The sequence below is a fragment of the Niallia oryzisoli genome (assembly GCF_036670025.1).
Classification (GTDB): Bacteria; Bacillota; Bacilli; order Bacillales; family Cytobacillaceae; genus Bacillus_BD; species Bacillus_BD oryzisoli.
The window spans coordinates 5,169,482-5,196,195 of the sequence record NZ_CP137640.1; the positions used below are offsets into that span (position 1 = coordinate 5,169,482).

Genomic DNA, 26,714 nt, shown 5'->3' on the forward strand with positions numbered 1-26,714 from the left:
TTAAATATTATTGATCAAAAAACACACTTAATCCGTTATAAATTCCCTTTGCAATTTTTTCCTGATAGCTGCTGTTTGTCAAGTTTGCCCGTTCGGCATCATTTGTGATAAAGCCCATTTCAACGAGTACCGCTGGAGTATAATTCCCTCTTGTGACGGCGAAGTTTGCATCCTTCACCTTTCTGTCATTTGCTCCCGTAGCTTTCAGAAGCTCGCTTTGAATCGCTGTTGCCAGCTCTTTACTTTCTTCAGGTAATACCCCTTTTGCAGAATTATGATAGGTTTCAATTCCGATCGCTGCACTGCCTGCCGAGTTTACATGAATACTTATGTATGCATCCGGTTGAATTTTATTCGAAAATGCAACCCGGTCTGTCAGTGAGATAAACTCATCAGTACTTCTTGTCATATAAACAGTTGCATTGTACTTAGTCAAGTAATCTCTTAATTTTAAACCTACATTCAGATTGATTGTTTTTTCAAAAACCCCTGCTGCTGTTGCGCCGCTGTCATGTCCTCCATGACCTGGATCAATTACAATAATTCTTCCTTCAAGATAGGAAGGATTGGGATTCCATACGCCGTTTTTATCGAGATAATATTCTTTGCCATTATCCTTAATCCAACGGGTTTGCATCACCCCGTTCTCATCAGAAAAGTACCACTTACCATTTAGTAAATACCAGCCAGTCAACATTTTGCCGGATGCGTCTAAGTAATACCACTCATTCCCATACAGCAGCCAGCCCGTCTGCATGTCACCATTAAAATTCAAGTAATACCAGGTACCTCTATCATTCACCCAGCCGGTTAACATCCTTCCATTCCAATCTGAATAGTACCATTTACCGCCAACAAGATACCAGCCGGTTAACATTTTCCCTGTTGAATCTAAGTAATACCACTCGTCCCCTTCATACAGCCAGCCTGTCGCTTTTTGGTTATCGTTATAGTAATACCAGTTTCCATTTTCCATCTTCCAGCCCGATTCACTCGCCTGTGCCAGATGAGAAGGTACCACAAAACCTAACAAAAAAACAAACAACATCACTAAAACAATTCTCTTCTTCAACATTCCGATCCCTTCTATGTATGTAGTAAACTAGTTTTAGCGCTCTAACGCACTGGGGGACAGACCCCCGCCGCTTTAACGCGTTACACCACCGGGGGCCTGACCCCCGGTGGGTTAATGCGTTACCTCAGTGAAGGTGCTGTCCCTGTTGGTGCCAGCACTGTCCTAGTACGTATTTAATCATAAACGGTTGGTTTGGGGTTGTGAAGAGATTTGATGGGAATTGTTGCAAAAATATACGAATTTCGGCAAATTCTCCTTTTGAATTGGAATTTATTGGGTTAATTTTACAGGAGTTATCCGTTCGCATATTCCGCCCTTTGACCCAACCACCACTGCAACAGAAAAAAAACACCTGAAGTCCAAAACTTCAGATGTTTTCCTTCATTATTCATCTATCCCATTACAATTGCTTTACTAACTCCTGCACACGGTTATAATCTTCAATCGAATCAATTTCATAGCTGTCGTCTGAGTTAATCTTCTCCAAGTAGACATTCAAGCTGCCGATGTTGTCTTTAACAATGTTGTCCCAGTAGAGATCCGCAAAGTCTCCGTCCGCAATCACTTCTTCCAATTTCTTAACGATGTATTCCCCGTCTTCTTTTGACCAAAAGGAAATCCCGCAAAGGATATAATCTTCAACGTCGCTGCAAACTACGAGGTCATAAATCTTTAAATTTTCATCGTATCTAATGACCCATTCGTCTTTGAAATCCTTTTTCACGGCACTGAAGTACATCGATTTCTCCGGATTAGGCAACAAAAAGTTTCTCGTTAAATAATTATCGGCATCAATCACATAGGCCCCCGGCAGGTAATCCTTTACAAGGTACATCGTATAGATATTGTTATACACATCATACTTGTCATTATGAACTAACGTCACGCCGTATTTTTCCTTCAGATAATCAAATTTTTCCCGTAAATATCCAGTCACAACAATAATCTCTTCGACACCGATTTCCTGCAAATACTCAATTTGAATTTCAAGCATCGGCTTGCCGTTTACCGGAACAAGCGATTTAGGTGTGGTCAGTGTTAAAGGTCTTAATCTAGTGCCCATTCCTGCTGCTAATAAAATAGCTCTCATTTAATTGCTTCTCCTACATTACGTGATAATAGTTTTTTTAATGAAAATTCATCAGGTCCAGCTACTGTCAGAACAGAACCCACTAATATCATAATACTGAACACGAACATTTTCAATGTAAGAGGAGCTCCAAGGAACACTGCGCTTAAAATGATCGCCCATGCGGAATACGAAATATTTAAAGCCATCGCACGAGTTGGACCAATTTTGTAAATCGCACCGTAATAGAATAAGTAGGAAGCCGTTCCTGCTAAGGCAATAATCGCAATAAAGAAAATTTCTTTACTCATGATCGCCGTACCAACCAATGGATATGCCTTCATGAAAGGCAGGATAAGAACACCATATGTAACAGCTGATACTAATTGTCTCACTTGTAATGCTTGTTCAGGTGAAATCTCGTCATCCTTCATTCCATAGGCCAAAATAACACATTCCATGCCCCAGCCGAAAATAGCACCAAGTACAAATAAGAACCCAATAATATAGTTGTCTGATGTCATTTCTCCGCTTGAATAGCCTAATAGGAAAATAAATAAGATACTGATAAACAAGCCAATCCAGTTCTTTAACGTTAATTTATCCTTTAAAATTAAGAATGCCATAAACGCTCCCACTGCCGGGTAGATTGCTGAAAAAGAAGCTGTATAGGAAGCCCCGATATACTTAACGGCTAGTACATAGCAGGTCATACCGATTGGTCCGCCGAGGAGCGATCCAAAAATAACCCATCTTCCGCTTCTTGTTTTTATTTTTGAAAAAGTAGTCTTCAGCTCACCACGGAACGCCATAAATACCATCATCCATAACGAGGATAAAAGATCATGTAAAAACGTACTGACTAAAGGAGCTAAAAAGATGACTTGTTCACTTGATAAAAATAAAGCAGATGATAATACAATTCCAATTAGAATTGTGTCGATGGCCCAGGTCAAACCTGAGAGAAGTCCGAAATATACACCTTTATTCTTTAACATACTTTAAATGCTCCCTTAATAATGGATTCTTTAAATTCATTCTTGCCCGATTAAAGCGGTCGATTCCATATGTCCCGAAATCATCGCCTTTTGCTTCTTTGATACAAGTCCAGATGCTCCAGAGAAAGTCCTGGAAAATCTTGTTCATCAGCATCCGTTTTTGAATGTCCACAGGAATCTCTTCTGAATCTAAATAAAGGCGTAAGAATAATTCCTCGTCTTCTTCGGAAAAATCACATTCCAGAGCATGCGCAGCCAAGTCAAAGGTTGGGTCATTCATACCACCGTATTCCCAGTCAATTAAATAGATCTTGTCGTCGCCGCTTTTCACAAAATTCTCAGCCACCAGATCGTTATGGCACGGTGTCAGCTGAATATCCATCATTTCATATTCACGCTTTAACGCGATCACTTGAGCCTTTACTTCTTCGTACGGCTCATACATTTTTCCGTTTACTTCCTGTAATAGCTGCTCGTATTCAACCATTTTCTCGAAAACATCGAATTGATTTTCCATCTCCGCACCTGATTGATGCAGCTTCTTCAATACCGATGTCGTTAAGCGCATATGATCCTCACGTTTTGCAGTAGTCGGATTCAATGTTTCAGCATTTGGAATCAACTTAGAAATTTTCACACCAGTTTCTTCATTAAAGTAGATCAATTCTGTATCAATGCCTAAGCTGCTTGCAAGCGTTGAATTCACTTTTTCCTCATAACGATTAATCATTTTTTCTGTGCCATTGCCAGGCAGACGGAGAACATATTCGTCGTCCTTGATTGTGACCTTGTAATTTTTATTTGTCATCCCGCCGAACGGTTCAACTTTTTGAATATCTTCAATGGAAACCTCCATCGCATCAACCAAATGAAGCTTGATTTGATTTTCCCGATATTCTGCTTCTTTTCGTTTTAAAATAGGATAGACATTCTTCATGACCTGTTCATGCTGCTGTTTTGTATCCATCTCAGCCCAAACAAGGTTATGAATTTTCAAGAACCCGATATGATAATGTCTCGCAACATCTAAAAGCATATATTCATAGTTCATATATGGATTTTGATTGTTTTCCTTGAATTCTTTTACCATTTCAGAAAAAACCTCAAAGGAAAGCTTCGTCATTCCAACCATTTCCCCGTCCACACGGTTAAATTGGTGGATGTCCTTTGAAATTTTGTGTAAATAACCGTCCTTGATTTCGACGAAAGCCTCATCACCGGAGCCGGTTTCACTCGCAATCAGCATACAGTCCCGCTGCGGATACATAATCAACTGATGAATCGCACTTTCTTCAATTAAAATATCCTCTTCAAACAGTAAAAAGTCGTCCGTAATCTTCTCTTCCACACATGCGAGCGATGCCATCGATCCCGTCCACTTATACTTCGGATTTTCGACGAATTCAATATCCGGGAAATCTGCGAGCTCCCCTAGAAGAGTTTCCTTTTGAAATCCTGTCACAATTATAAACTTGGAAATACCATTCTTCTGGAGCAGTTCCAGGTTCCTTCTTAATAAGGGCTGACCCTCAACTGTAAGCAGGCCTGCCGGATGATTAAAATCCTTTCTTTTCCCTGCCGCCAGAATCACGACTGTATTAATGTCTTTAAAGGATTGCTGATGAATATTAATCTTTTTTTCTTTAAAAGACTCATATCCGTTTTTCAAAAATTCAATTCCATCCTCTGTTATGTAATAGCTTATATACCTGCCTGTTTTCTCACTAAAAACGAAGCCTCTTAAAATTAAATCATTGATTAAATAGTTTACTTTACCGATAGACAGCCCTGTTGTTTCTGCTATTTTCTTTTGGCTGACGTTGTTATTTTTATTGATAACTTCCATGATGCGCAGCAAGTGTTCCATACTAGCCTCCAAATATATATTCAATTTTTGAACGCATGTTGATTTTACATTCTTTTTACCATTCTGTAAACAAAATTTTACTTTCTTAATATTTACAAAATAAAAACAAATCCCTTTTTCTTGGTGTGAAAAAGGGATTCATTTTTTCCAGCAAAAAAAAAAGAGGCTGACCGCAAAACGATCAACCTCTCCAGCTTTATTTAAAAACCGGCACATCAAAATTCAATGTATACCAGCTTATTGAATCATACAGTTTTTTCAAATTCGTCACTTGCTTGGCTGCCCAGCCGATGTCTGTTGCATATTGGTGGGTACCAGGCTTGTTCGGATTCCATCTCATCTCATATAGAGTATCCTGTTGATAGGTTGGATTATGGATGTATTTTTCGCCGATAAATTTGGCACCGCCGATGATGGCCGCCTCCGGTGTAAACCAGCCGTTTTGGTAAGCATACTCTGCACCAAGTCGGATTGGATCCACATCTCTTGCCTGAATACCAAACATATTGTAAACAACCTTTGGCTCAACCGGTACGCCGTCTACAGAATCTACAAGTATCCCTGTCGCAAGTTCAGACGTCCCATTGCCTGTTTCCAGCAGCGCGTGTGAGATCAAGTAAAGCTCATTAATCTGATTGGTTAAGCTTGCTTCGACAAAGGCCTGACCTTTGCCCGCGAGAATCCCTTTGCCGGCAAGAATCTTCCTATTTAATTCATCTGCTGAAGCACCGGTATTCTTCGAGAGTAATAGAAATTGATAATACTCAGCCGAATCAGTGGAAAAATTAGCAGGATTTACATAATAAGCAACATCCTCTGTTTTCGCATAACGCCAAGCACTAAATTTAATTTCATACCAATCACCGGCAACGGACAGAATTTCAACCTTATCCCCGGCATTCAACGTTCCGACAATGCGGTAAGCATCACTATTGCCTTCACGTACATTTAACGGTGTAGTTGTCACGGTGCCTGTGACAGTAGCCGTGCCGTCTAATGGGTTTAACGGATCAAGCTGTATGTAGGATGAATGCACATATGCTTTGTCGTTACGATATTTATCCGTTTTCGGCAGAACAGACATTTGTTTGTCAATCATCTGTTGAAGCGTAAGATTATATGTTGTACTCGTTGTAACGGAACCTTTATTTAACACGCCGTTAATGTTGAATTCATAAACAACGCCGTTAATCGTATGTATACCAGTCAGCATGTATCCATCTTTGGTAAAATAATACCATTTCCCGTCATCCTCAAGCCAGCCCGTCTGCATAGCGCCGTCTTCATGGAAATAGAACCATTGGCCGCTTTCACTGACCCAACCCGTCTGCATTACGCCTGAGCCGTTTAATAAATACCATTTGCCTCCAAGCTCTAACCAGCCTCTGGCCATCTTGCCGTCAGCCTGTAAGTAATACCATTGATTTGCATCATAAAGCCACCCGGTTTGAGCAATGCCGGATTGATCAAAATAATACCATTGACCATTCTCTAAAAACCAACCTACTGGGAAGGAGCCGTCTGCATTAATGTATTGACGCTTTCCATCCACATCACGCCAGCCCGTTGAACCGGCAGATCCTGTTGAACCCGTAGATTCAATTAATTCACCTGAGTTTGAAAAGGTGTAGGTTACGCCGTCAATCAACACTTGCCCCGTTACCATTGCACCACTTGCTGTTAAATAATATTTTTGCTGATTTAACTCAAGCCAGCCTGTTTGCATAGCGCCGCTTGAATTCAAGTAATACCATGTCCCTCTATCCAATAGCCAACCGGTTTGCATCGCACCGCTGCTTTGTAAGTAATACCATTTACCACCGTCAAGCAGCCAGCCGGTTTGCATAGCACCACTTGGATTCAGATAATACCATGTCCCTCTATCCAAAAGCCAGCCGGTTTGCATGACACCGTCACCGCCTAAGTAATACCAGGCTTGTCCATCATGGAGCCAGCTGTTTTTGACAACAGCATCATCCTTTTGATAGTACCAGTGGTTACTCTCAAACTTCCATCCTGTTGTTCCCGAAGCAAGGGCAGGCTGAGAAAGGCATAGAAAACTAAGCAGTACCAGCACAATTATGAATTTTTTCTTCACCCATTTCTCCCCTTTCATGTTTGTCATCTCCTATTAATATAGAAAAAAGAAAAACTTCTTTTAATAGGTAACTAGTAAATCCGTGCAGAATGCCTGAGGAAAGTATTTTCCTGTCGCCGCGCATAACGCTGTGCAAGCAGGGATGCAGCATCCTGCAGGTTCTGCATTCTTTTTTTAAAAAAAAATATGTATAATTCATGAATTCTCTCTCTATCTCTTAAACAACCAAAAAAGAGCCGGCACTTAATAACCAGCTCTTCCTCTATCATTATTGCATAACACCATTGCTTGCGATTGTGTAGCCTTCAATCACTGTATCTTTTGCCATTGCACCATCTGCGTAGAAATAGTACCACTGGCCATCAAGATACTGCCAGCCAGTTAACATAGCACCGCTTGAAGTAAGGAAGTATTTTGCATTATTCCAATCAAGCCAGCCTGTTTGCATGACGCCATTTTGATCGAAGAAATACCAAGCTCCGTGATCCTGAACCCAACTTGTTAACTTGTTACCGTTTTGATCATAGTAGTACCAATTCCCATTGGACTGTGACCAGCCTGGCTCATTATTAAGCACTCGTTTCGCGCCATAGTATGTACTGCTCCAATATGAGTTTGATAATGAATCGATTCTAACTCCCTTTGAGCTAGAAGCGTGTACAAATTGATTGTCGCCTATGTAAATTCCTGCGTGGGATGGACCCGCTTTATATGTTTGGAAGAATACTAGATCTCCATCTTTTAATTCACTTTTAGAAACTGAATCTCCAACATTATACATTTCTGAAGTTGTTCTAGGTAATGTATAGCCTGCTTGCTTATATGCATATCCGACAAATCCTGAGCAATCAAATCCGCTTGGCGTTGTGCCGCCCCAGCGATATGGAACACCTATGTAATCATCTGCTATATCTGAAACAGTTTGACCTGTTGCTGCTTCTGCTGTATTATTTCCACCAATGTTTGCACTGAAGAGTAGCGAACATGAAAGTAACCCGCTGATTAATATTTTCTTCATGTTTTGCCTCCGAACATTTACTAATATTTTCTATCATTGGAAACTAGTATCTCATAATAAATGTTGGCGTGAGGTTACAGTTTAGTTTAACTTATGTTACAAAAATATTTCAAATGCGACCTTTTTCGACTCGAAAAGTACGCGAAAACCTTGATATCTCGACATTTATTTAGATTGTTACATTTTTCCTCCTGAAAAATTGGTGTCACAAATTGGACAAAGCTACATTCGTTTTGTAGAAAAGTTAATTACTATTTTAATAAAGAAATTGAACATAAAAATAGACCCTTTCGCAGGGCCTTACTTTTATATTTATTAATAACCATTAGAAAATAAGGTCTTCTGGAATTCTTTCATGGCTTCATACTGCAAAAATGATTTTGTTAAATATTCCTCACATAATTCTTCCAGCAGCTCAGCTTCCGTTTCACTCAGTGAAGGTTTAGAAGATAAAACCCATTCCTTAATTTTATCAGACTGCTTTTCGTAATGTTCCATGTCCTGTTGAATCAGCGACATAAAAAAATCTATTTTCTCAGAGATATTCCCTACTCCATTTAGATTCATTTTCCCTCCACCTTCCCTTATCGAGTTTTGAAAATTCTTAAAATTATTAACCTAATTCTATACTGTTATAGCGCTAATTCGAAGTCCCTTTTGCGTTTTTTAACATAAACGTAATGTCTTCGACGCTGTTCTGCACGTTTCTACCTATAATACTAGAAACAACTTCATTCTATGTCTTTCACTTTACTTTATAAATATGAAGAAACTATGACAATAACGTTAATTTTTACGAAAAAAAGGGCATCTGGAACTAAGTGACCAGACACCCTTTTGATTTACGATTGTACAGCGTTTTCCTTCGCACGTTGCGAAAAAACGAGCACAACTAGGAAAAAGACAATTCCAATGGGATTATTGATAAAAGGATTGATATTGGTTAAAAGCAGGACGCCCATAAAAATACCTAACAGCGAAACATCAGCGGTTTGTAAGGCCATCCCACGCTTAAAACTACCATAATAATTGGTATAAACAAGAAGGAAGAGAAATAACCAGATGGCTAAGCCAATACCGCCCTGCTCGACCAAAATATCGAGAAAGCTTGTTTCAATTCCGGTTACCCGGCCGGCAATCTCCGTTCCATAGCCCTTTCCCCAGACGAGATATTCAGGATGATCAAGGAGCAGATCCTTCGAATACAGCAGATAGTCGACCCTGACACTCGCACTGGTGTCATTGATTTCATCCGTGCTGCCCGCTGCCGCACTGCTTTTTTCAAAGCGTTCAAGCGTCATGTATTGGTATAAAAATGGCACCGCCACCGTAATAATCAATAGAATAATCGATTTCTTGACGAGCTGTCCGTTTTGAAAAACTGCTTTTATTTTACCGGATAGGCTCTTAATCGGGGTAGCCATCATGATGATATCAATGATCATAATCATCAGCACGCTGACCATTAACGCAAATAAGAAGCCCCTTGTTTCCGACCAAAAGATCGAGATTGGACATAAAATCAGATTGAGAATATCGACCTTTGAGAATTTTTTCGTCAAAACAGCATTTAATGATACAACGAGGCCTACAAACACGTAAAAGTGACTTTTGTAAAACACACTGTAGCTTGGCCTGAATAATAAATCATCTCCCATTAAGGATAATAGGAACAATTTATAAGGCTGGAAATTGCCGCTAAACACTGTTTTTCCTAATAAAGCAATCATGACGGTAAATAGTGCAACGGCAAATGCACTATATTTGAGAATGGTGATGATTCTTTGCTTTGTGAATCTTTTTTCCGAAATATAATAGGCAAGCGGGAAATAGGCGGCAAAAAAGGATACCCGCAAAAAGTCAGTGACAATTTCTGAAAGGGCATTCCCGTTGAGATAGCCGATGACTGAACTAATCCCAAACCATCCGATCAACAGATAGATGCCAACCGTGGCAGGGTTCAAGCGGAAAAACGTGTTTACTTCCAAATTTCGGACTTCCTTTTGACTTATAATCCGATAGAGAAACGTTAACATTAATCCTATAAATAAGACTTGGCGAATCGATAGAAAACCGAAATCAATCAGCCTTCCTCCGCCGCCAACAAAGAGCTCAACAAAAAACACCGTTAGCAATATTTTTTCAAATGTATTCATGAAAGTAGTCCACTCCCAAATTTTGTCGAAAGTAATTGATTTATCATTAGAATAATTTGTTTTATAATGGAAAATATTATCAATTTACTGAACTTATTATGACATTTTTTAAATTCAAAATACTGAAAGACGATCGTGTGGTATAATGTTTTGGGTCTAATATCATATACAGGCTTCCACTTCTCTTTCATTCTCATAGATGCCTCTGCCCGATCCTCTTCATTGTTTTTACACTTCCAAGCCAGCTTCCATTGTATCGCAAATGAATGAGAATACAGCTCTTTGTATGATAATCTCGAACATTCAACTTAGAATTATAGCATATGTCTGGAAAAATATATATAATCGGTTTTTAATTACTAGTTGAAGCTTTTATCTATGAAGCTTATAATTTCTTTATGACCGACCTTTGACAATACTAGACAAATTTATATAGAGGGGAACTTTTATGGAGACAAGAACAATCAGTAGGAAAAGGAAAAAGAAGAGAAAGCTGAGATGGAAACGCGTTGTTCTGATGACCTTTTTTGCTTTATTTATACTTGCCGGATTATTCGCTTATAACATTTATGGTGATGTCGCAAGTGCAGTTGATAAAATGACAACCTCTCTTGACCGTGAGAAATCAGATAAACGGGAAGAAGTTGTTGAATTTGCTGATAAAGATCCCGTTTCCATTTTGTTAGTTGGTGTTGACGAAAGAGAAGATGATGCCGGAAGAACGGACTCAATGTTAGTATTGACAGTTAATCCAGAATTAAACTCAACAAAAATCTTAAGTATTCCGCGTGATACACGTGCTGAATTAGTGGATAAGAGTGATTCTGAAAATAACACCGTGAACAAAATGAATCATGCCTATGCATACGGCGGAATTGAAATGACAATTGATACGATTGAGAACTTTTTAAATATCCCGCTGGATTATTATGTACAGGTTAACATGCAGGGATTCGAGGATATTGTTGACGCAGTAGGCGGAATTGATGTTAACAATAAATACGAGTTTGAATTGGATGGAGTGACTTTAAAAGAAGGCCAGCAGCATCTTGACGGTGAAGAAGCACTGCAATATGCGAGAATGAGAAAACAGGATCCTAATGGTGACTTTGGACGCCAAGAAAGACAACGTGAAGTTATTTCAAAAGTAATCAAACAAGGGGCATCCATCTCAACGTTAACAAACTACGATAAAGTGTTGGAAGCCTTATCTGATAACATCAAAACAAACTTAACGCTGCAAGAAATCATCGGCATGCAAAAATCATATAGAGCAGCTGCTGACAATATTGAAAAAATGCAAGTAGAAGGCGAAAACGAAACCCTTAATGGAGTTTATTATTTCAAAGTAGAAGACGAAACACGACAAGAGCTGTCAGATACGCTTCGTAAACATTTAGGGTTACCAACAGAAGAATTACGAGCAAGCAAGGCTAATGATGATGTGAATGGTTAATAGTTAAAAAAGGGGGCCTGTCCCCCATCGCTTTAAAGCGATGGGGGACAGGCCCCCAGTTGTTTAACGCGTTAAACACTGTCAATAAAGTTGCGGAGAATATTGAGAATTTCTTTGTTTCCGCTTTTGAATGGAGCAGGCTTGAAGGTTTGAATTTCCTTGAGTACCTCACTCATGTCCGTCGCGTCATCCCAAGAAAGAATATGCCCGGTTTGGCAGAACTGCTTGACAATCTCAATCTGGTGATTATCATTATGCTCGCCATATTTGACAAGACGAGGCACAGCGATAATCTTTTTCCCCATCTTCATCCCCATCGTGATCGAACCCGTTCCACCATGAGTAATAATAAAACTCGCTTCACGGTAAAGCTCCGCCATATGTTCGTACGTTGTAAAATCTATGAATTTCATCTGATTTGAGCGGTATTTCGTATGACCTGCCTGAACAAGAACTTCTTCCTTTATATTTCCTGCCGAAATTTGCTTATCAACTTCCTTCAGCAGCCGGTCAAAAGGAAGCTCGAATGTCCCTAACACTACAAATATCAATAGATTGACCCTCCATGTACTGCCTTAGGATAGTGTTTCTTCATTTCCTTCCACTGGACGATGAATAAATCAGCAATCGGATAGACAAGCTTCCCGGACATCGTAGGGGTCGATGTTTTGGCAAAGCTCTCAATAAATACCACTTTTTTGCCAAAAATTTTCGCAATATAGCACATCGGTACGGCCGTATGGGCACCTGTTGTAACAATCACATCCGGTTTTTCCCGCAAGAAATAATAAAGTGATTTAAAAATGTTATAGCTGAATTTAAAGAAATACCGAAATAAGTAATTTCTCGCTCCATATACTAAAAAGGACATACGGTATTGCTTGCTCAAATCCTCAGTGATGATCGATTTCTCCGTAATAATATGATAATCATACTCGTCAAAAAGGGGCTTTAACTGCAGCAACTGCGTTAAGTGCCCGCCTAATGATGAGATGAATAATACTTTTTTTCTTTTTTTCGTTTGGTCTTTCATTAGATCCTACCCTCCAGTAGGAAAATAGACTTCCATTACCTGATTAAGCATTCGTTCCTGGTCGTTTTCCTCTGCTTTTTTAAATCCATTTTTTATAAAGTTTGTCCGTATTTCCTCTGATGATAATACATGTAAGATAGCTTTTGCCAATTCTTCGGGGTTTTTCACAGGAATCGTGACCCCTGCCCCGTCAGAAAGTAAGTTTTTCAGGCCGCCGACATTCGTGCCAATTACCGGTGTACCGCATGCCATGGCTTCAAGTGCCACGAGGCCAAAACCTTCGATATGGGAAGGTAAGACAAGACAGTCCGCTGCGTTCATCCAAGTCGCTATTTCTGATTGACTTTTTGTTCCTTGGAAGTGGATAAGAGTTTGCAGCCTGCGTTCAGCTATTTTGGCATCTAGTTTCTGTTTGAAACTAGGGTCTTTTTCCGCGCCGATGATGAAAAGATGAACTGGCTGATCCGGCGCATTCTTATTGATAAGGCTGATGCTTTCGACAAGTTCCATCAGACCTTTTTGTTTAAGAAGATTGCCGACAAAAAGGACCGCTTTTTGGTCCGGTGCCATTCCGCATACTTCCCTGGCTGCCGCCTTTTCCTGCGGCTTAAACACTTGCCGGTTAACCCCCATATTAATAATGGAAACCTTCTGCGGGTCCACCTGAAAATGAGTGGTTATTTCGCTGTAAAGGTCCTGGCCGACTGCAATCACATGATCGGCATGATGTAAAATGGTTTTGGTCAGATCATGCAGCCTCTTGCTTTTTTTCGCCATTTTATCAATATCCCCGCCATGGGCTGTGACAATCAAACGGGATTTGAATAATTTTTTAAAAAGAAGTCCTAAAAGTCCGCTCGGAAAAACATAATGGGCATGTACCACATCATAGCTTTTCCCCTTTGTTAGAAGATTGGACACCGTTTGCAGCAGCCATACGGAATACTTTTTCATGACGTTAACTTTCCCGCTGTTCGGATTCGTGACAGCTAGTACATCAATCCACAAACCCCTCTTCTGTAAAGCATCGACCTGATTCTTTACAAAAATACCGAAACTTTTATATTTACTAGTAGGATACATATTGGTTATGACGAGAACTTTCTTCTGTTTCATTACATTTTCACCCTTAATAACCCTCTTATCCTCTCTAGTCCTTCTATTAAAAGTCGTTTTCTGTCAATTCGTAAATTATATTCACGAATTTTTCACATAAAGTCATTATAACAACTTTTACGAAAGAAGAAAATCAATTATCGTTAGTTTATTAATATAAGTTGGAAATAAGTCCGAAAGTTGGATTTAGCACTTTACCTGAATGGGGGACAGGCCCCCATTGGTTTAACGCTTTACCCGGGTGGGGGACAGGCCCCCGGCGATTTAACGCTTTACTTGGGTGGGGGACTGACCCCCGGCGGTTTAATACTTTACTCGGGCTGAGACTCCCCCTCTCCGCTTCCTTCCTCATCTAAGGTCTTTTTTAGGTTGCGGATTATACCTTTATTTCTTATTATTTAAGAGATGTTTCTTTTTAACGTATTTAGAGGTTTCAGCATGTACAGTTCATCTATATTGAATTCATAGGATTTATTTTATGTTTGTAGATGAAGAAGCATGGTCTTGTTTATTGGAAGGTAGGGAATTTTATTGAAGTTTGTTATTTCTGGATTTTATGGACTTGGCAATACAGGAGACGAGGCGATTTTGGAGGCGATTATTTATAACCTGCGCGACCAGCTCCAAAACCCTGATATCACGGTATTTTCCTTATCACCGGAAAAAACCGCAAAAGAACACCAGGTTAAGAGCGTCTACAGAGGCTGGAAACAGCAGCTGAAGGAAAAGGTCCAAGCCTTGAAGAGAGCGGATCTGTTGATCAGCGGCGGCGGCGGTTTGCTGCAGGATACCTATCCGACGCGTTTTCTTTTCGGTCCCCTTCCTTATTATTTATTGATTGTCTTTCTGGCAAAGCTATGCGGGACAAAAGTGATGTTTTTCTCGCAGGGTATCGGACCGGTTAACTCAACCTGGGGAAAAATTCTCATGAAGGTATTTGCCAATATGGCTGATTTTGTCACGGTCCGTGATCAATATTCGAAGGATTTATTAAAAGAACTTGGTGTCCGCCGCCCTGAGGTTGTCGTGACTTCCGATATTGTGTTCGCTTTTCAGCCTAGAAAGGATACTGCCTGTATGGACAGCCTCCCGCCGCAAAACCGTGATTCGCTTGTTGCGGTATCTGTGCGCCCTTGGTTTGATCAGGTAAAGCAATTTGAACAAATCGCGAAGATACTTGATTCGCTTATCGAAGAACGCGGGGTTACACCTGTATTTGTTCCAATGGAAGGCCATCATGACGCGCAAGCCAGTGAAAAGGTATTGGCACATATGAAATACAGCAAACACTGTCATATCTTAGGCACTGATTTTTCACCAAACCAATATGTGAATTTTATCGGTGAATGCCAACTGACAATCGGCATGCGGCTCCATGCATTAATTTTTTCAACCATAAAAGGCGTGCCGCATATTGGTTTAAGTTATGATAAAAAGGTTGAAAGTCTATTAAAACGAAACGGAATGTGGGAGTTTTCAGCCATCCTCGAAGAAATGGACGTTGAAGAGCTCACAGAGAACGCACTGCATTTGTTGAACGAACGGCAGCAGTATAGTGAGATTGTCAGCCGGAATGCTTTAGAATTGAAACAGGAAGCGTTGCGAAATGTTGAACTGCTGAAAGATAGGTTTCTGTAATTGATTTAGGGGAATGACGGGTGAATTTGTTGGACATGCTGTTGGTTCTTTTATAAAAAGATGACTGGACCTGTGGTTCGATTTATTTTAAAAAATTAGTTGGACTTATCGTTCGATTTTTTTATAAAAAAAGTGGTTAGATATTTGTTCAATTTTTTATAAAAAAAGAACCCCTGCATGTTTCAGCTATAAAACGGAGGTAACAAAGGCATGAAAATTTTGATGGCCACAGCGTATGAATATCCACATATCGGCGGTTTATCGACCCATGTAACAACCTTGAAAGCTGGTTTAGAAGCTAGAGGACATGAAGTAGATGTTCTTTCCTTTTCCAATATCCAGCCGGTTGTCAGGAAGCTTTACGCACAAGGCCCGAGTTTTGTAATCAATAAAATTAAAAAGGGCCAGGGGATTTTGTGGACCCATCGTGTTCGGCAAAACTGTTTGAAATCGTTAATTATGAAAAATAAACATAAGAACTATGATATTGTTAATGCGCAGGATCCTTTTTCCACGCTGGCGGCAGTTGAAGCCGGCCTTCCTGTCGTATCAACCGTCCACGGCTATGCGACGTTTGAATCGATTAGTAAAGGGTCGATGATCGAAGGAAGTCCTGAAGCGAAGAAATTTCAAGAAACCGAGATTAAGGCATACACCAGTACGAGAAAAATTGTTACCGTCGACCAGCGGCTAAGAGACTATGTGAAGAATGTATCAGGTGTCGAGGGACTAGCGATTCGGAATTTCATTGACATCCATAGTTTTAAGCCTGATAAAAATAGAAAAAATGAACTACGCGTTCAATACGATGTATCTGTTGACGAGCATGTATTGTTTGTACCGCGAAGATTAGTGAAGAAAAACGGGGTGATCTACCCTGCACTAGCGCTTCCCGCTGTTTTAGAGAAATACCCAAATACGCGCTTAATTTATGCCGGGAATGGCAATCAAATGCCGGAAATCAAAAAAATTGTTGAGGAACATGGACTCGAGGAAAAGGTAACATTACTTGGGGATGTTCCGCATGAAAAAGTGAAGGACTATTTTGCACTGGCTGACGTCGTCATTGTGCCGAGCATCCATTCTGCCGGGGTTGAAGAAGCGACATCCATCTCCGCGCTTGAAGCGATGGGTTCAGGCACTCCGTTGATCGCCTGTGCTGTCGGGGGCTTAAAGGAAATCGTTAATCCTGGAGTCGACGGCCTGCTAATCGAGGAACAAAACGTGGAGCAAATGTCAGACGCCATCATTAAGTTGCTCGATCACCCGGATGAAGGCGCCGAAATGGCCAAAAAAGCCAGACTAAAAATCGAACAACAATACTCCCACATTGCTGCTGCAGAAAAGTATGAAGAAGTTTATATCGAAGCATTGAAATAAGAAAGAACGACGGTTTTAGCGCAGTACAGCGCGGGGTGTCTTTCCCCCGATGCTTTAATGTGGTGACGTGTTGGGGGACAGTCCCCCAGCGCTTTAATGTGGTGCTGTGTCGGGGGACAGACCCCCGGCGCTTTAATGTGGTGACGCACTAGGGGTTTTTCCCCAGTGCGTTAATTAAACAGAAAGTGAATGAATTTTATGTCAGGATTGAAGAGGACGGCTATTTGGATTACGTTGCTTGCACTGGTTTTGAAGCTTTCGGGGTTTTTGCGTGAGAGTATTATTGCCAGGCAGTTTGGGGCGAATGAGTATACGGATGGTTACTTGCTTGCCTTTTCTTTTATAACGTTAGTAATCGCGATGATTTCCGGAGGCTTTAATAACGTATTCCTACCGTTGTATGTGAAGAATCGGAAGGAACACGAAGCGGAGACGGAGAAAAATGCGAATGGGATTATGAACGCCACCGTCTTGATCTTTTTTGTCTTGACGATTGTGGGGTACTTTTTCGTTCCTGACTTTGTTCCGTTTATTTACGGAGCGATGACGCCGAATACAGAGAAAATTGCAGTTGAGATCACGCAATTCTTCTTTTTATTTTTAACAGCGATTGCCTTGAACGGCATTTTAGACTCCTATTTACAGGCAAGAAGAGTATTTGTCCCATCACAGATTTCAAAGCTGCTTGCAACTTTAATGGGTGCCGTGTTTGCCCTGCTTTTTTCCGATCAATGGGGAATTAACAGTTTAGCTTACGGATTTATCGTCGGTACACTAATGGGAACTGCTCTTCAGCTGTTTTATTTGCAAAAAAGTGAATTCCGATGGAGTCCTACTTTAAAAGTGGAAAAGGATTTCCGCTCTTCTTTTATCGTATTATTGATTCCTTCCCTGCTAAATTCAGTTGTCGGCCAAATCAACATGTTCGTTAATAAAATGTTTGCTTCTGGCACAATCGAAGGAGCTGTCACTTATTTAAACAATGCATCACTTTTAGTCAGTGTTCCGCATGCCATTTATGGAACCACGATTGCTGCGATTATTTTTACCTTATTATCCGAACAGGTTGAACAGCAAAAAAAGTTTCAGGATACCTTCTTCATGGGCATGCAGGTTTCGCTTGTCACGTTAATGCCTATCGCGGTCGGGCTGGGACTGGTTGGCCAAGCTGCTATATCTTTTGTGTATGAAGGCGGAGCTTTTACAAAAGCAGACACCCATAACACCTATTTGGCCATGCTTTACTATTTGCCAATGATTGTCACACAAGGGCTGCAATATATCGTCTCGAAATCGATGTATGCAAAGGGCAAAACCTCTACAGTGTTTCGAATCAGCGTGACCACCATCCTTTTGAACGTCTTATTGAATTGGATATTTGTCAAGCCATTTGGATATGCAGGATTGGCTTTAACGAGTTCTGTCGTGTCGGTGTATTTTCTAGCCGTGTCCACCATTGTTGTTTATCGAGACTTTGAACGCGGAGAAGCACGGAGACTAGCCTCGTTAATTATAAAAGTAATCATTCCGACTGCTGTTATGGCAGTGCCTTTAGTGATATTGAATGAGTTTACACCAATTGCGGATTGGCATTCGATCATACAGCTGGCAATCCTTATCCCGCTAGGAGTGGGGTTTTATGCGGTGGGACTATATGTCTTTTATCGCGAAGCCTTCCAACAACTGCTTCGTACAGTACGGAAGAGATAATTAAGAAAGACTGCTTTAGTATATTAAAGGAGTAGGGATTTAAAGCGCTGGGGGACAGTCCCCCAGCGCTTTAATGTAAAAAAGGGGCAAACCATAGGCTTGTCCCCTTTTTTAATAGTTATCTATTTTTTCATTTGCTCATATATAGATAGAATGTGAGTCCCGTAATTTGGATTCATCGCCCATGTCATGCTTAGGTCTTCCCAGTGCGGCGCTTTTCCTCGTTTTACCCATTTGAAACGCTGGTCAACGAGTTTCTCACCTTGTGGAATATCATTTGTCGACGCATATGCCATCAGATGCTGGATTTGAGCCGTAACGCCCTCTCTTACTGTCGTAAACTCATTTCCCTTCACACCATTACTTGTGACACCAAGGCCGCCATAATTATGCTGGTCTGGAGTTACCGCTGAACCTTCAAACTTAAACCATCCTGTTTCAAGAATAGACTGAGCGAACGCTACGTCACCGCGGACACCGTATATTTTACCTACATCAATAAAGGCTGCAGCAATTTCGTCTATGTCCTGGGCGTTCGGATTCTTTGCTTTTACAAAAGCAGCCATTTTCGCTGCAGATACCTCTGAAGTTCCCATGATGCCTAAATGACCCTCATGTGGATCAACTGGAGGCAGCTCCGGCTCCGGCTCAGGAGCGGGCTCTACTACTGGTGGTTCTTCTGCTGGAGGAACCGGCTGATTATCCAGCCCTTGTGCTATAAAATCCTCATGTGTATGTATCATACGTGATATAAAAGCAGCCGCTTCTGCGCGTGTAGCTGTCTTTTTTGGTTTAAATTCATATGTACCACTCTCAGTTTTATAACCTCTAACAATTTCATCATAAACTGTTCGTGCAACAGCGCGCTTAAATGTTTGACCAATTTTTGATTCATCTGAAAAATCAAGCGGTGCCTCTGTTCTTTTTACATCCAAATACTCTAATGCATTGTCTATCATTTGAGCCATTTGATCACGCGTAATCTTATCATTTATCCCGAAATTACTGTTATCGTACCCTTTTACAATCCCTGCTGAACTTGCACTGTAAATTTCATCAGCAAGCTCTGAGGTTTGCGGTACATCTGAAAACTTTGGAGTTCCTTCAGGCAGCTTAAGTGCACGCGCTAAAAGAGCAGCAAATTGGCCTCTCGTAACCTCTGTGAAAGGTTTATAATTTCCCTCTCCATAGCCCTGCATTATGCCGCGGTCCACTACCGAACGCATTTCTGTTTCTAAGGTTATCCCCGTTATGTCATCACTTGCCGAAGCTGATATTTCGGTAAAATAAAATAAACTGCTTGTCGCCAGCAAACAGCCAAGCAAACCAACCTTCTTCCTTTTCATTACTGTCCTCCCAACTTCTACAAACATTAGTAAAATATCACTACCATTCTACCATAAATTTCCCCATCTTTTTTGTCTACTTTCGTCGTAAACTATATATTTTTATCGAAAAATAAAAATAATAGACATGATTGATAGATAATAAAAGGTTTTGTGGGTGCTTTAACGCTGTAAACAAACGGGGGACTGACCCTCAGCGCTTTAGAGCGTTGAAGGATAGTCCCCCTTTTACTTGTAGTTTTATTTTTCTTTTGTATAACTGTTTATTGTGCAATTGGCATGTCTTTTACATGCAGTGAGTAGATATATGCTTCGTTGTAGTCGATGTGGTCGGATACAATTTTGTACCAGATAGAACCGGTTGGTTGTGTGGTTGATTCTAGGATGGCGACCGGCATGCCGAATTGTTTGTAGGTGAATTGAATATTTGAATCATCTTTGTCATCAGGTGTACTACGGACATTTAGACCGTTGCTGATGGTTTCACCAATTTTGTACCGTCCGAAATCTTTTCCGCCAAGGAATTTATCGACACGGTACATGTGACCGGCGATTTTTTGGCCCCAGTATGGATCGGAGGCATATTTTACATTAAAGCCTTGAGATTTATTTCCCAGCACTGCGCCATTTGCGTAGCTACCTAATGGATTAATGTAATTTTTATTTAAATATGCAGTTGCTAACGCATCTATAGAAGCATTCACGTTGTCAAAAAAGTCTGCTTCATCCGGATTGCTGTCTACTGCATTTAAGCCAAACAAATTGTTTCGCTCCTGAGCATAGGCACTCATGCCATATTTGCTTTCATGCATAGCGATGGACAGGATTAACAACCCATTTATTTTGTATTTCGATTCAGCTTCTTTTATATACGAGCCAAGACCTATAATTTTACTAATCTTAGTAGCATCCTTGTAATCCTTATATTTTACTGGATTGCTATTATAGGAAGCTTCAACTTCTGCCAAACGATTATTGATATAACTGTCAAGCTCCTCTGCCGTATAGTTTGTTACGGTTCGAGCTGGCAGATAGTTGAAATATTGATAGGCTGCCCCTACCTCTGTTCCATTCGCGTCGTAAAATACACCGCCATCCCAGCTGTAATAATGATTTCCAGCCGTTAAAAAGGATGGTGCTTTCCCGCTGATATACGATTCATAAGAATGGCCTGCAGGGTTGTATACGTAGTGATTTAAATTTCCGGCTTGATCGACCTCGTAATAGCTTCTGCCTTTGCTTTGCTGCTTAGGAATTAAGCTTACTTCCCGATGCTTCACATATGCAGTTGTTCCGGCAATGTTTATTTTTACATACTCATCTGTTGATTGCAGATATTCCAACTCTTGATTAGCATTTACATAAGTAATCGCATTGCTGAAATTTTGATCCTTGTAGATGTTTGTGATTTGACTACCAAACGCTGGACTCGAAATAACCATCCCCGCAGCCATTTTAACAACTTCATCATTACGTGTAACGACCTGGTCAGGGCTTGTTACCGCGTTATTTGCCTCAGCAAAACTCGAGTAGATGACCGGCCCTGGAACTAGATTTTGATTGGCATCAATCGTTGCGACATTGTATTCAGGGTATGCGGTTCGAAGCATGCGGTAAATAAAAGCAGCTGCTTCCGCACGTGTGGCTGTTTTTTTCGGGGCAAAATTATACACTCCGTTTTCAAGCGGAATCCCTTTGACAATTTCATCGTAAACCGCACGGGCAACGGCCTGCTTGAACGTGCCGCTAATATCACTGGCATCTTTGAAGCTTAATGGAGCTTCTTTTCTAGCAACATTTAAATAGACTAGCGCATTATCAATCATTTTGGCCATTTGGTCTCGGGTGATAAAATCACTCATTTTAAAGGTCCCATCTGTATAACCATTGACAATCCCAGCTGCGCTTGCGCTGTTAATTCCGGAAGCTAGTTTCGAACTGCTCGGAACGTCCGGAAATTTTGCCGGTCCCTCCGGTAGTTGCAAGGCACGAGAGATCAGGGCAGCGAATTGTCCCCTGCTTACATTTGTAAATGGCTGGTACGATCCATCATCATACCCATTCATTACACCCCGATCGATCATCGCCCGCATTTCTTTCTCCAATGTAATACCTGTAACATCATCAGCAGCGTAAGCAGTCGACTGCTGATTTAAATTAAACAAACTACTAGTCGCTAAAAGAAAACAAAGTAATCCTCCGACAAGTTTCTTTTTCATAACTCCCTCCTATTCTATGAACCTGACAAGCCCTTCTATCATTCTAACATATAAATAACTAGTATTAAGGAACCTGCAAGAATAGAGACAAGTTTATGAATGAATGTTGAGTGCTTTAACACTGTAAACTGCCGGGGGTCAGGCCCCCGGTGCGTTAATACGGCACACTACCGGGGGCCTGTCCCCCAACGCTTTACTGCACTACAACAACATAGCGATCGCCCTCTAACGCTCAGCTTTCGTTTCCTCCACAAATAATCGATAGTTTTCTATTTTTGGTTCTGGAAAATAGAAGAGGACTTTTTCAGTAGTAACGAGTGGGTTTGGATGATTAGAGGAGATATATGCATTGTAGCTGCTCCAAGGATAGCTTTCTGGCGAGAGAGCTAAACCAGATTCGACAGGATTCAAGTGAATATACTTACTCACTTCTAAGAAATATTGAAGAGAATCTATGAGACTAGCTTTATAGCGGCCCTGAAAAACATGACCAATAAACTCGTAGCGTCTATTAAAATAAATGGCATATTGGGTGTTAATCATACTCATAATTTGTTGGGGATGATGGTTGATGGTTTCTAATAGAAGATGAATGTGGTTTGACATCAGGCAATAAGAGTGGAGATGAAACGGATATTGGGAATGGGCTTCTTCAACAATGCCTAAATATTTTTTTCTATCCCTGTCATCATAAAATAATGCGGCACAACGATTGCCTCGGTCCGTAATATGATAAATTGCCCCGGGAAAATAAATTCTTGGTTTTCTTGACACAAAAACACACCTCCGAATAATGGAATTACATTTATACACGTCCATAATTCGACAAACCCTTTTGTTTTCCTTTGTTTTCCTTTATAAAACTCAAAAATATTTACATAGAAATATGCCCGTGCTTTAGTTCTTTAAAGGAGTGGGGGTCTGTCCCCCACCCCTTTACCGCGTTAAACGGACAAGGGACTGTCCCCCGGCGCGTTAATGCGCTGGGGTGGCAGTCCCTTGGTTTTGGGCCATGGCTTTGGATAGGAAGACGCTGAATTGGGCTCTGGTGATGTTTAGGTCTGGTTTGAAGGTGCCGTCTGAGTATCCTTTGGTGATGTTTTGTTCGGCCAAACTGTTGATTGAGTTGAAATAATGTTTCTGATCTGAGACGTCAGCAAAATGACTTGAGGCGGCATTCGGCAGTCCGAAGGCCCGCTGCAGAATGACGGCGACATCGCCTCTGATAATATTAAGATTCGGTTTAAACGAACCGTCCGAATATCCTTTGATAATTCCGTCATCCGTCGTACTGGTAATATAACCTGAAGCAAAATGCCCAGCAGGAACATCAGAAAACTTCGTAACTGTCTGCGCACCGGAATACTTTAGAGCCCTGCCGATCATCGTCACGGCTTCAGCACGGGTAATGGGCTTGTATGGATTAAAATTCCCGTCATTATCCCCGCTGATGATTCCCTTCATAAAAAGATCGCTTACTTCTTTTGTATACCAGGTATCATCCGCCACATCCGAGAATACATTCACCACTTCCTTACTCAAAGGCGGCTGAACCAATCCGTATCCGTACTCCATGTCCTTTCCAGGCGCACCTAAATCCTCAGCTGATTTTTCCATATGAACCTTGATTTGCTGTGAATTCAAAGTAGGATAGGCCTCCTTATACAAGGCAGCCATTCCGGCTACAAAAGGGGACGCCATGGAAGTACCTGTTGAGTATTCATACTCCAAAGCGCCCGTTCCATTATAGGTGCTGTAAATCTCTTCCCCAGGTGCAACAAAATCCAAATCCTGGCCAAAATAAGAAAATAATGACCGGGAAAAATGATTATTCTCCCACGTGACGGATCCAACGGCCAGCACCGAAGGATAACGGGCAGGATATAAAACATTTAAATTACGATAAAGCGCTGTAGGATAATTCCCTGAAGCTGCAACCGTGATAATTCCTTGACTTTGGGCCTTTTTTAACGCTTCCTCTAATAAATAGGATCCATTTTGGGACGTAATACTTAAATTAATAATATCCAATCCCTGATCCATCGCCCATTCAATCCCTTTTACCACATCGGACTGATTTCCTTCTCCGTTTTTATCAAGAACCTTTACCGCATAGATTTCGGCACCTGGCGCAACTCCGACTGCGCCGATGTCATTATCCTGGGCCGCAATAATTCCAGCCACATGGGATCCATGTCCATTATCATCATTATAAGAGGCTGCACCTTGAACAAAAACAGCCCCGCCGGCAATCCGGAGATCAGGGTGATCAACGCGGACACCGGTATCAAGAATTCCGATCTTAACGCCTTTCCCTGTGTAACCCGTCTGCTTAAAATCCGCTAAGCCCAGCGCATGGTAGCCCCAGCTCATTTCTTGAGCGGTCGTTTTCACTTCAGAGTCCGGCTCAATTAACTGAATATTGGCACGATCAAGAAGGTCATCCTCCCATTCAACCGGAATGGTGACAGAAGCGGCATCCAAATCCTCAAACACATGATGTACTTCAATCTCTTTATTTTCTAGTAAACTATAATCTATTTCATTTTGAAAAATAATAATAACCCGTTCAGTTAGCTGCTCACCGTTTGCTTTAAAAGGAATAAGCACTAGAAACAAGAATAGCAAAATCATAAAATATTTTTGCTTATACACGCCAATCCCCCTTTCTATCTATTTATCTACCAACTTTAGCTAATTATACACTATTCCTAGAGGCAATTGAGCCTTCTATGAAAATATCAAGCAAAATAATTTTAGTAAAATTTTTACAAAAAACACATACATCTTTTAACATATTCTGCTAAAATAATTTCCTGTCATTCGACTCCATTCAACATCCTCCATCCTATTTTTAGTAAAAAATTGACGGTTTCATATATTAATACGGAAGATACTAGTATCAGTGTTTAACTTTTGATAAACTGATAGATGATATTTGATGAGAGGAGCAGGAAAATGTCGAAGTACGGCAAAATATTATTAAGCGTCAGCATGTTTATTTTGGCTATTGTTGGTATGTTTGGCTTTCAAAATGGCCGCACCGTTCAGGCCCAAACTACCTTTGCTGACGTGCCCGATGATTATTGGGCGAAGGCTGAAATTGAGTACTTGTATCAACGTCAAATCATTAATGGTTATGAGGGGAATCTTTTTAAACCAACAGATCCTGTCACACGGGGCCAAGCGGCAAAAATGATTATTAATGCCATTCAAGAAACGGAGTATCACCCGGCGTCAGCCACATTTAATGATACTTCTGAAAATCTCTTCTCAGGCTATATTGAGCGCGCTGCCCAGCTTGGCATTATCAACGGTTATCCAACGGACAATACCTATCGACCTGATACGTATTTGACAAGAGGACAAATGAGTAAAATCATTGTTGAAGCATTTGACTTGGAAATATCTCAAAATTCACAAACAGTCTTCACAGATGTTCCTTCCACCTATCAGTTTGCTTCATATATTCAAACCCTTTATAATGAGCGTATTTCAAATGGGAATGGTAATGTTTTTGAACCAGGTAGAAATGTCACAAGAGCTGAATTATCTGCTTTTATCAGCCGCGCAATGGATGATCAATTCAAAATAACAGCACAGGAACCTGCACCTGAGCCAGCTCCAGTAACAGGATTAACGGGGGAAGTAACGGCTGATGTATTAAACATGCGTTCAGGTCCAAGCAGCAGTTATGGAATAGTTATAGCCATCCCGCAAAATGCAGTCGTTACTGTTAACAGCATCAATGGATTTTGGGCAAAAGTAACTTATAATGGTAAAACCGGTTATGTACATAAAACGTACTTAAAGTTGAAAAATACTTCCGGCAGTGTCCTGCAAAACAGGATTATTACGATTGATCCCGGACATGGCGGCACTGATCCAGGCGCAATGAACGGAAGTATCAAGGAAAAAGATATTGCTTTAACTGTTGCAAAGATATTAGAACAAAAGCTGAAGAATGCCGGTGCAAAAACGGTTATGACAAGAACGGGTGACACCTACCCAACACTTGACGGCCGTGTTCAAACATCCATTAACAACTATTCTGAGATGTTTGTCAGCATTCATAACAACGCAGCCACTCCAAGCGCTTCCGGAACAGAGACATACTATGACACGTCTGAAAATGATAACGGCGCCGAAAGCCGAGAGCTTGCGATTGAAATTCAAAAACAACTGATCGCCTTGATCGGAACAAAGGACCGAGGTGTAAAGGATAACGATTACCTCGTCATCCGCGAGCAGCATATTCCAAGCGTCCTTGTAGAACTAGCCTTTATCTCAAATTCTGACGATCTAGCCAAACTAACATCAGCAGAATACCAAGAATTATTTGCAGAAGCTATTTTCAGAGGAATCCAAAGCTACTATAGTAAATAATAACAAAAAGTCCCGCACAATCCATGCGGGACTTTTTGTTATCTTAAAATCAACAGAAAATATTACTCATCAACAAAGGGACAGACCCATCAGCGCTTTAAAGCGCTGGGGGTCTGTCCCCCAATGGTTTAATGCACTAAAGCACACAC

Annotated in this window: 21 protein-coding genes; 6 read left to right on the forward strand and 15 right to left on the reverse strand. The window is 40.9% G+C overall.

Going from position 1 to position 26,714, the window contains the following annotated elements; all coding sequences use genetic code 11:
* Positions 1-7: 7 nt before the first annotated feature.
* From R4Z09_RS25825 to R4Z09_RS25840, 4 genes are all read right to left on the reverse strand, one after another.
* A complete protein-coding gene (locus tag R4Z09_RS25825; RefSeq protein ID WP_338449553.1) occupies positions 8-1,075 on the reverse strand; it encodes an N-acetylmuramoyl-L-alanine amidase in 1,068 nt (355 codons plus the stop codon).
* 400 nt (positions 1,076-1,475) lie between these two features.
* Complete coding sequence (locus R4Z09_RS25830) at positions 1,476-2,165, reverse strand: sugar phosphate nucleotidyltransferase (protein WP_338449554.1); 690 nt, start codon at positions 2,163-2,165, stop codon at positions 1,476-1,478.
* Positions 2,162-3,142 carry a DMT family transporter gene (locus R4Z09_RS25835; RefSeq protein WP_338449555.1) on the reverse strand — a complete coding sequence of 327 codons (981 nt, stop codon included), beginning with the start codon at positions 3,140-3,142 and terminating at the stop codon, positions 2,162-2,164. Before R4Z09_RS25835 ends, R4Z09_RS25830 begins: the two co-directional genes overlap by 4 nt.
* The gene (locus R4Z09_RS25840) at positions 3,129-5,009 is read right to left on the reverse strand and encodes a phosphotransferase (protein WP_338449556.1); all 1,881 of its coding nucleotides are present in this window, start codon (positions 5,007-5,009) and stop codon (positions 3,129-3,131) included. The genes R4Z09_RS25835 and R4Z09_RS25840 overlap by 14 nt, the downstream gene beginning before the upstream one ends.
* Here R4Z09_RS25840 and R4Z09_RS31195 point away from each other — a divergent pair.
* A complete protein-coding gene (locus R4Z09_RS31195; RefSeq protein WP_422392319.1) occupies positions 4,974-5,051 on the forward strand; it encodes a hypothetical protein in 78 nt (25 codons plus the stop codon). The two genes, R4Z09_RS25840 and R4Z09_RS31195, sit on opposite strands and share 36 nt — an antisense overlap.
* A gap of 154 nt (positions 5,052-5,205) precedes the next feature.
* On the opposite strand, the gene R4Z09_RS25845 is transcribed toward R4Z09_RS31195, so the two are convergent.
* The 4 genes from R4Z09_RS25845 to R4Z09_RS25860 form a co-directional block, all read right to left on the reverse strand.
* A complete protein-coding gene (locus R4Z09_RS25845) occupies positions 5,206-7,125 on the reverse strand; it encodes a glucosaminidase domain-containing protein (protein ID WP_338449557.1) in 1,920 nt (639 codons plus the stop codon).
* A 250-nt stretch (positions 7,126-7,375) separates the two neighbouring features.
* Positions 7,376-8,125, reverse strand: a complete 750-nt coding sequence (locus tag R4Z09_RS25850; protein ID WP_338449558.1) for a C40 family peptidase — start codon at positions 8,123-8,125, stop codon at positions 7,376-7,378.
* 315 nt (positions 8,126-8,440) lie between these two features.
* On the reverse strand, positions 8,441-8,692 hold the full coding sequence (locus R4Z09_RS25855) for a hypothetical protein (RefSeq protein ID WP_338449559.1): 252 nt from the start codon (positions 8,690-8,692) through the stop codon (positions 8,441-8,443).
* Positions 8,693-8,967: 275 nt separating this feature from the next.
* On the reverse strand, positions 8,968-10,281 hold the full coding sequence (locus R4Z09_RS25860) for a hypothetical protein (RefSeq protein ID WP_338449560.1): 1,314 nt from the start codon (positions 10,279-10,281) through the stop codon (positions 8,968-8,970).
* Between the two features lie 448 nt (positions 10,282-10,729).
* Between R4Z09_RS25860 and R4Z09_RS25865 the strand changes: the two genes are divergently transcribed.
* Positions 10,730-11,737 (forward strand): LCP family protein, encoded by a 1,008-nt coding sequence (locus R4Z09_RS25865; protein ID WP_338449561.1) that lies wholly within the window; start codon positions 10,730-10,732, stop codon positions 11,735-11,737.
* 71 nt (positions 11,738-11,808) lie between these two features.
* Here the strand turns inward: R4Z09_RS25865 and pssE are convergent, their stop codons facing one another.
* From pssE to R4Z09_RS25880, 3 genes are read right to left on the reverse strand one after another with little or no spacing between them, the layout of a single operon-like run.
* Positions 11,809-12,288: a PssE/Cps14G family polysaccharide biosynthesis glycosyltransferase gene (gene pssE, locus R4Z09_RS25870; protein ID WP_338449562.1), complete on the reverse strand. Its 480-nt coding sequence runs from the start codon at positions 12,286-12,288 to the stop codon at positions 11,809-11,811.
* A complete protein-coding gene (gene pssD, locus R4Z09_RS25875; protein ID WP_338449563.1) occupies positions 12,285-12,770 on the reverse strand; it encodes a PssD/Cps14F family polysaccharide biosynthesis glycosyltransferase in 486 nt (161 codons plus the stop codon). Before pssD ends, pssE begins: the two co-directional genes overlap by 4 nt.
* Positions 12,771-12,776: 6 nt before the next feature.
* Positions 12,777-13,886 carry a glycosyltransferase gene (locus R4Z09_RS25880; protein WP_338449564.1) on the reverse strand — a complete coding sequence of 370 codons (1,110 nt, stop codon included), beginning with the start codon at positions 13,884-13,886 and terminating at the stop codon, positions 12,777-12,779.
* A gap of 531 nt (positions 13,887-14,417) precedes the next feature.
* Between R4Z09_RS25880 and csaB the strand changes: the two genes are divergently transcribed.
* From csaB to R4Z09_RS25895, 3 genes are all read left to right on the forward strand, one after another.
* Positions 14,418-15,524 carry a polysaccharide pyruvyl transferase CsaB gene (gene csaB / locus R4Z09_RS25885; protein ID WP_338449565.1) on the forward strand — a complete coding sequence of 369 codons (1,107 nt, stop codon included), beginning with the start codon at positions 14,418-14,420 and terminating at the stop codon, positions 15,522-15,524.
* Positions 15,525-15,734: 210 nt separating this feature from the next.
* The gene (locus tag R4Z09_RS25890; RefSeq protein ID WP_338449566.1) at positions 15,735-16,904 is read left to right on the forward strand and encodes a glycosyltransferase family 4 protein; all 1,170 of its coding nucleotides are present in this window, start codon (positions 15,735-15,737) and stop codon (positions 16,902-16,904) included.
* A 198-nt stretch (positions 16,905-17,102) separates the two neighbouring features.
* On the forward strand, positions 17,103-18,614 hold the full coding sequence (locus R4Z09_RS25895) for an oligosaccharide flippase family protein (RefSeq protein ID WP_338449567.1): 1,512 nt from the start codon (positions 17,103-17,105) through the stop codon (positions 18,612-18,614).
* A gap of 122 nt (positions 18,615-18,736) precedes the next feature.
* Here the strand turns inward: R4Z09_RS25895 and R4Z09_RS25900 are convergent, their stop codons facing one another.
* The 4 genes from R4Z09_RS25900 to R4Z09_RS25915 form a co-directional block, all read right to left on the reverse strand.
* Positions 18,737-19,960 carry an S-layer homology domain-containing protein gene (locus tag R4Z09_RS25900; protein ID WP_338449568.1) on the reverse strand — a complete coding sequence of 408 codons (1,224 nt, stop codon included), beginning with the start codon at positions 19,958-19,960 and terminating at the stop codon, positions 18,737-18,739.
* A 263-nt stretch (positions 19,961-20,223) separates the two neighbouring features.
* Positions 20,224-22,179: an S-layer homology domain-containing protein gene (locus R4Z09_RS25905; RefSeq protein ID WP_338449569.1), complete on the reverse strand. Its 1,956-nt coding sequence runs from the start codon at positions 22,177-22,179 to the stop codon at positions 20,224-20,226.
* Between the two features lie 225 nt (positions 22,180-22,404).
* Positions 22,405-22,953, reverse strand: a complete 549-nt coding sequence (locus tag R4Z09_RS25910) for a transposase (protein WP_338449570.1) — start codon at positions 22,951-22,953, stop codon at positions 22,405-22,407.
* Between the two features lie 201 nt (positions 22,954-23,154).
* A complete protein-coding gene (locus R4Z09_RS25915) occupies positions 23,155-24,834 on the reverse strand; it encodes a S8 family peptidase (RefSeq protein WP_338449571.1) in 1,680 nt (559 codons plus the stop codon).
* A 303-nt stretch (positions 24,835-25,137) separates the two neighbouring features.
* Here R4Z09_RS25915 and R4Z09_RS25920 point away from each other — a divergent pair, with 303 nt between their 5' ends.
* Positions 25,138-26,565 (forward strand): N-acetylmuramoyl-L-alanine amidase, encoded by a 1,428-nt coding sequence (locus tag R4Z09_RS25920; RefSeq protein ID WP_338449572.1) that lies wholly within the window; start codon positions 25,138-25,140, stop codon positions 26,563-26,565.
* Positions 26,566-26,714: the final 149 nt, after the last annotated feature.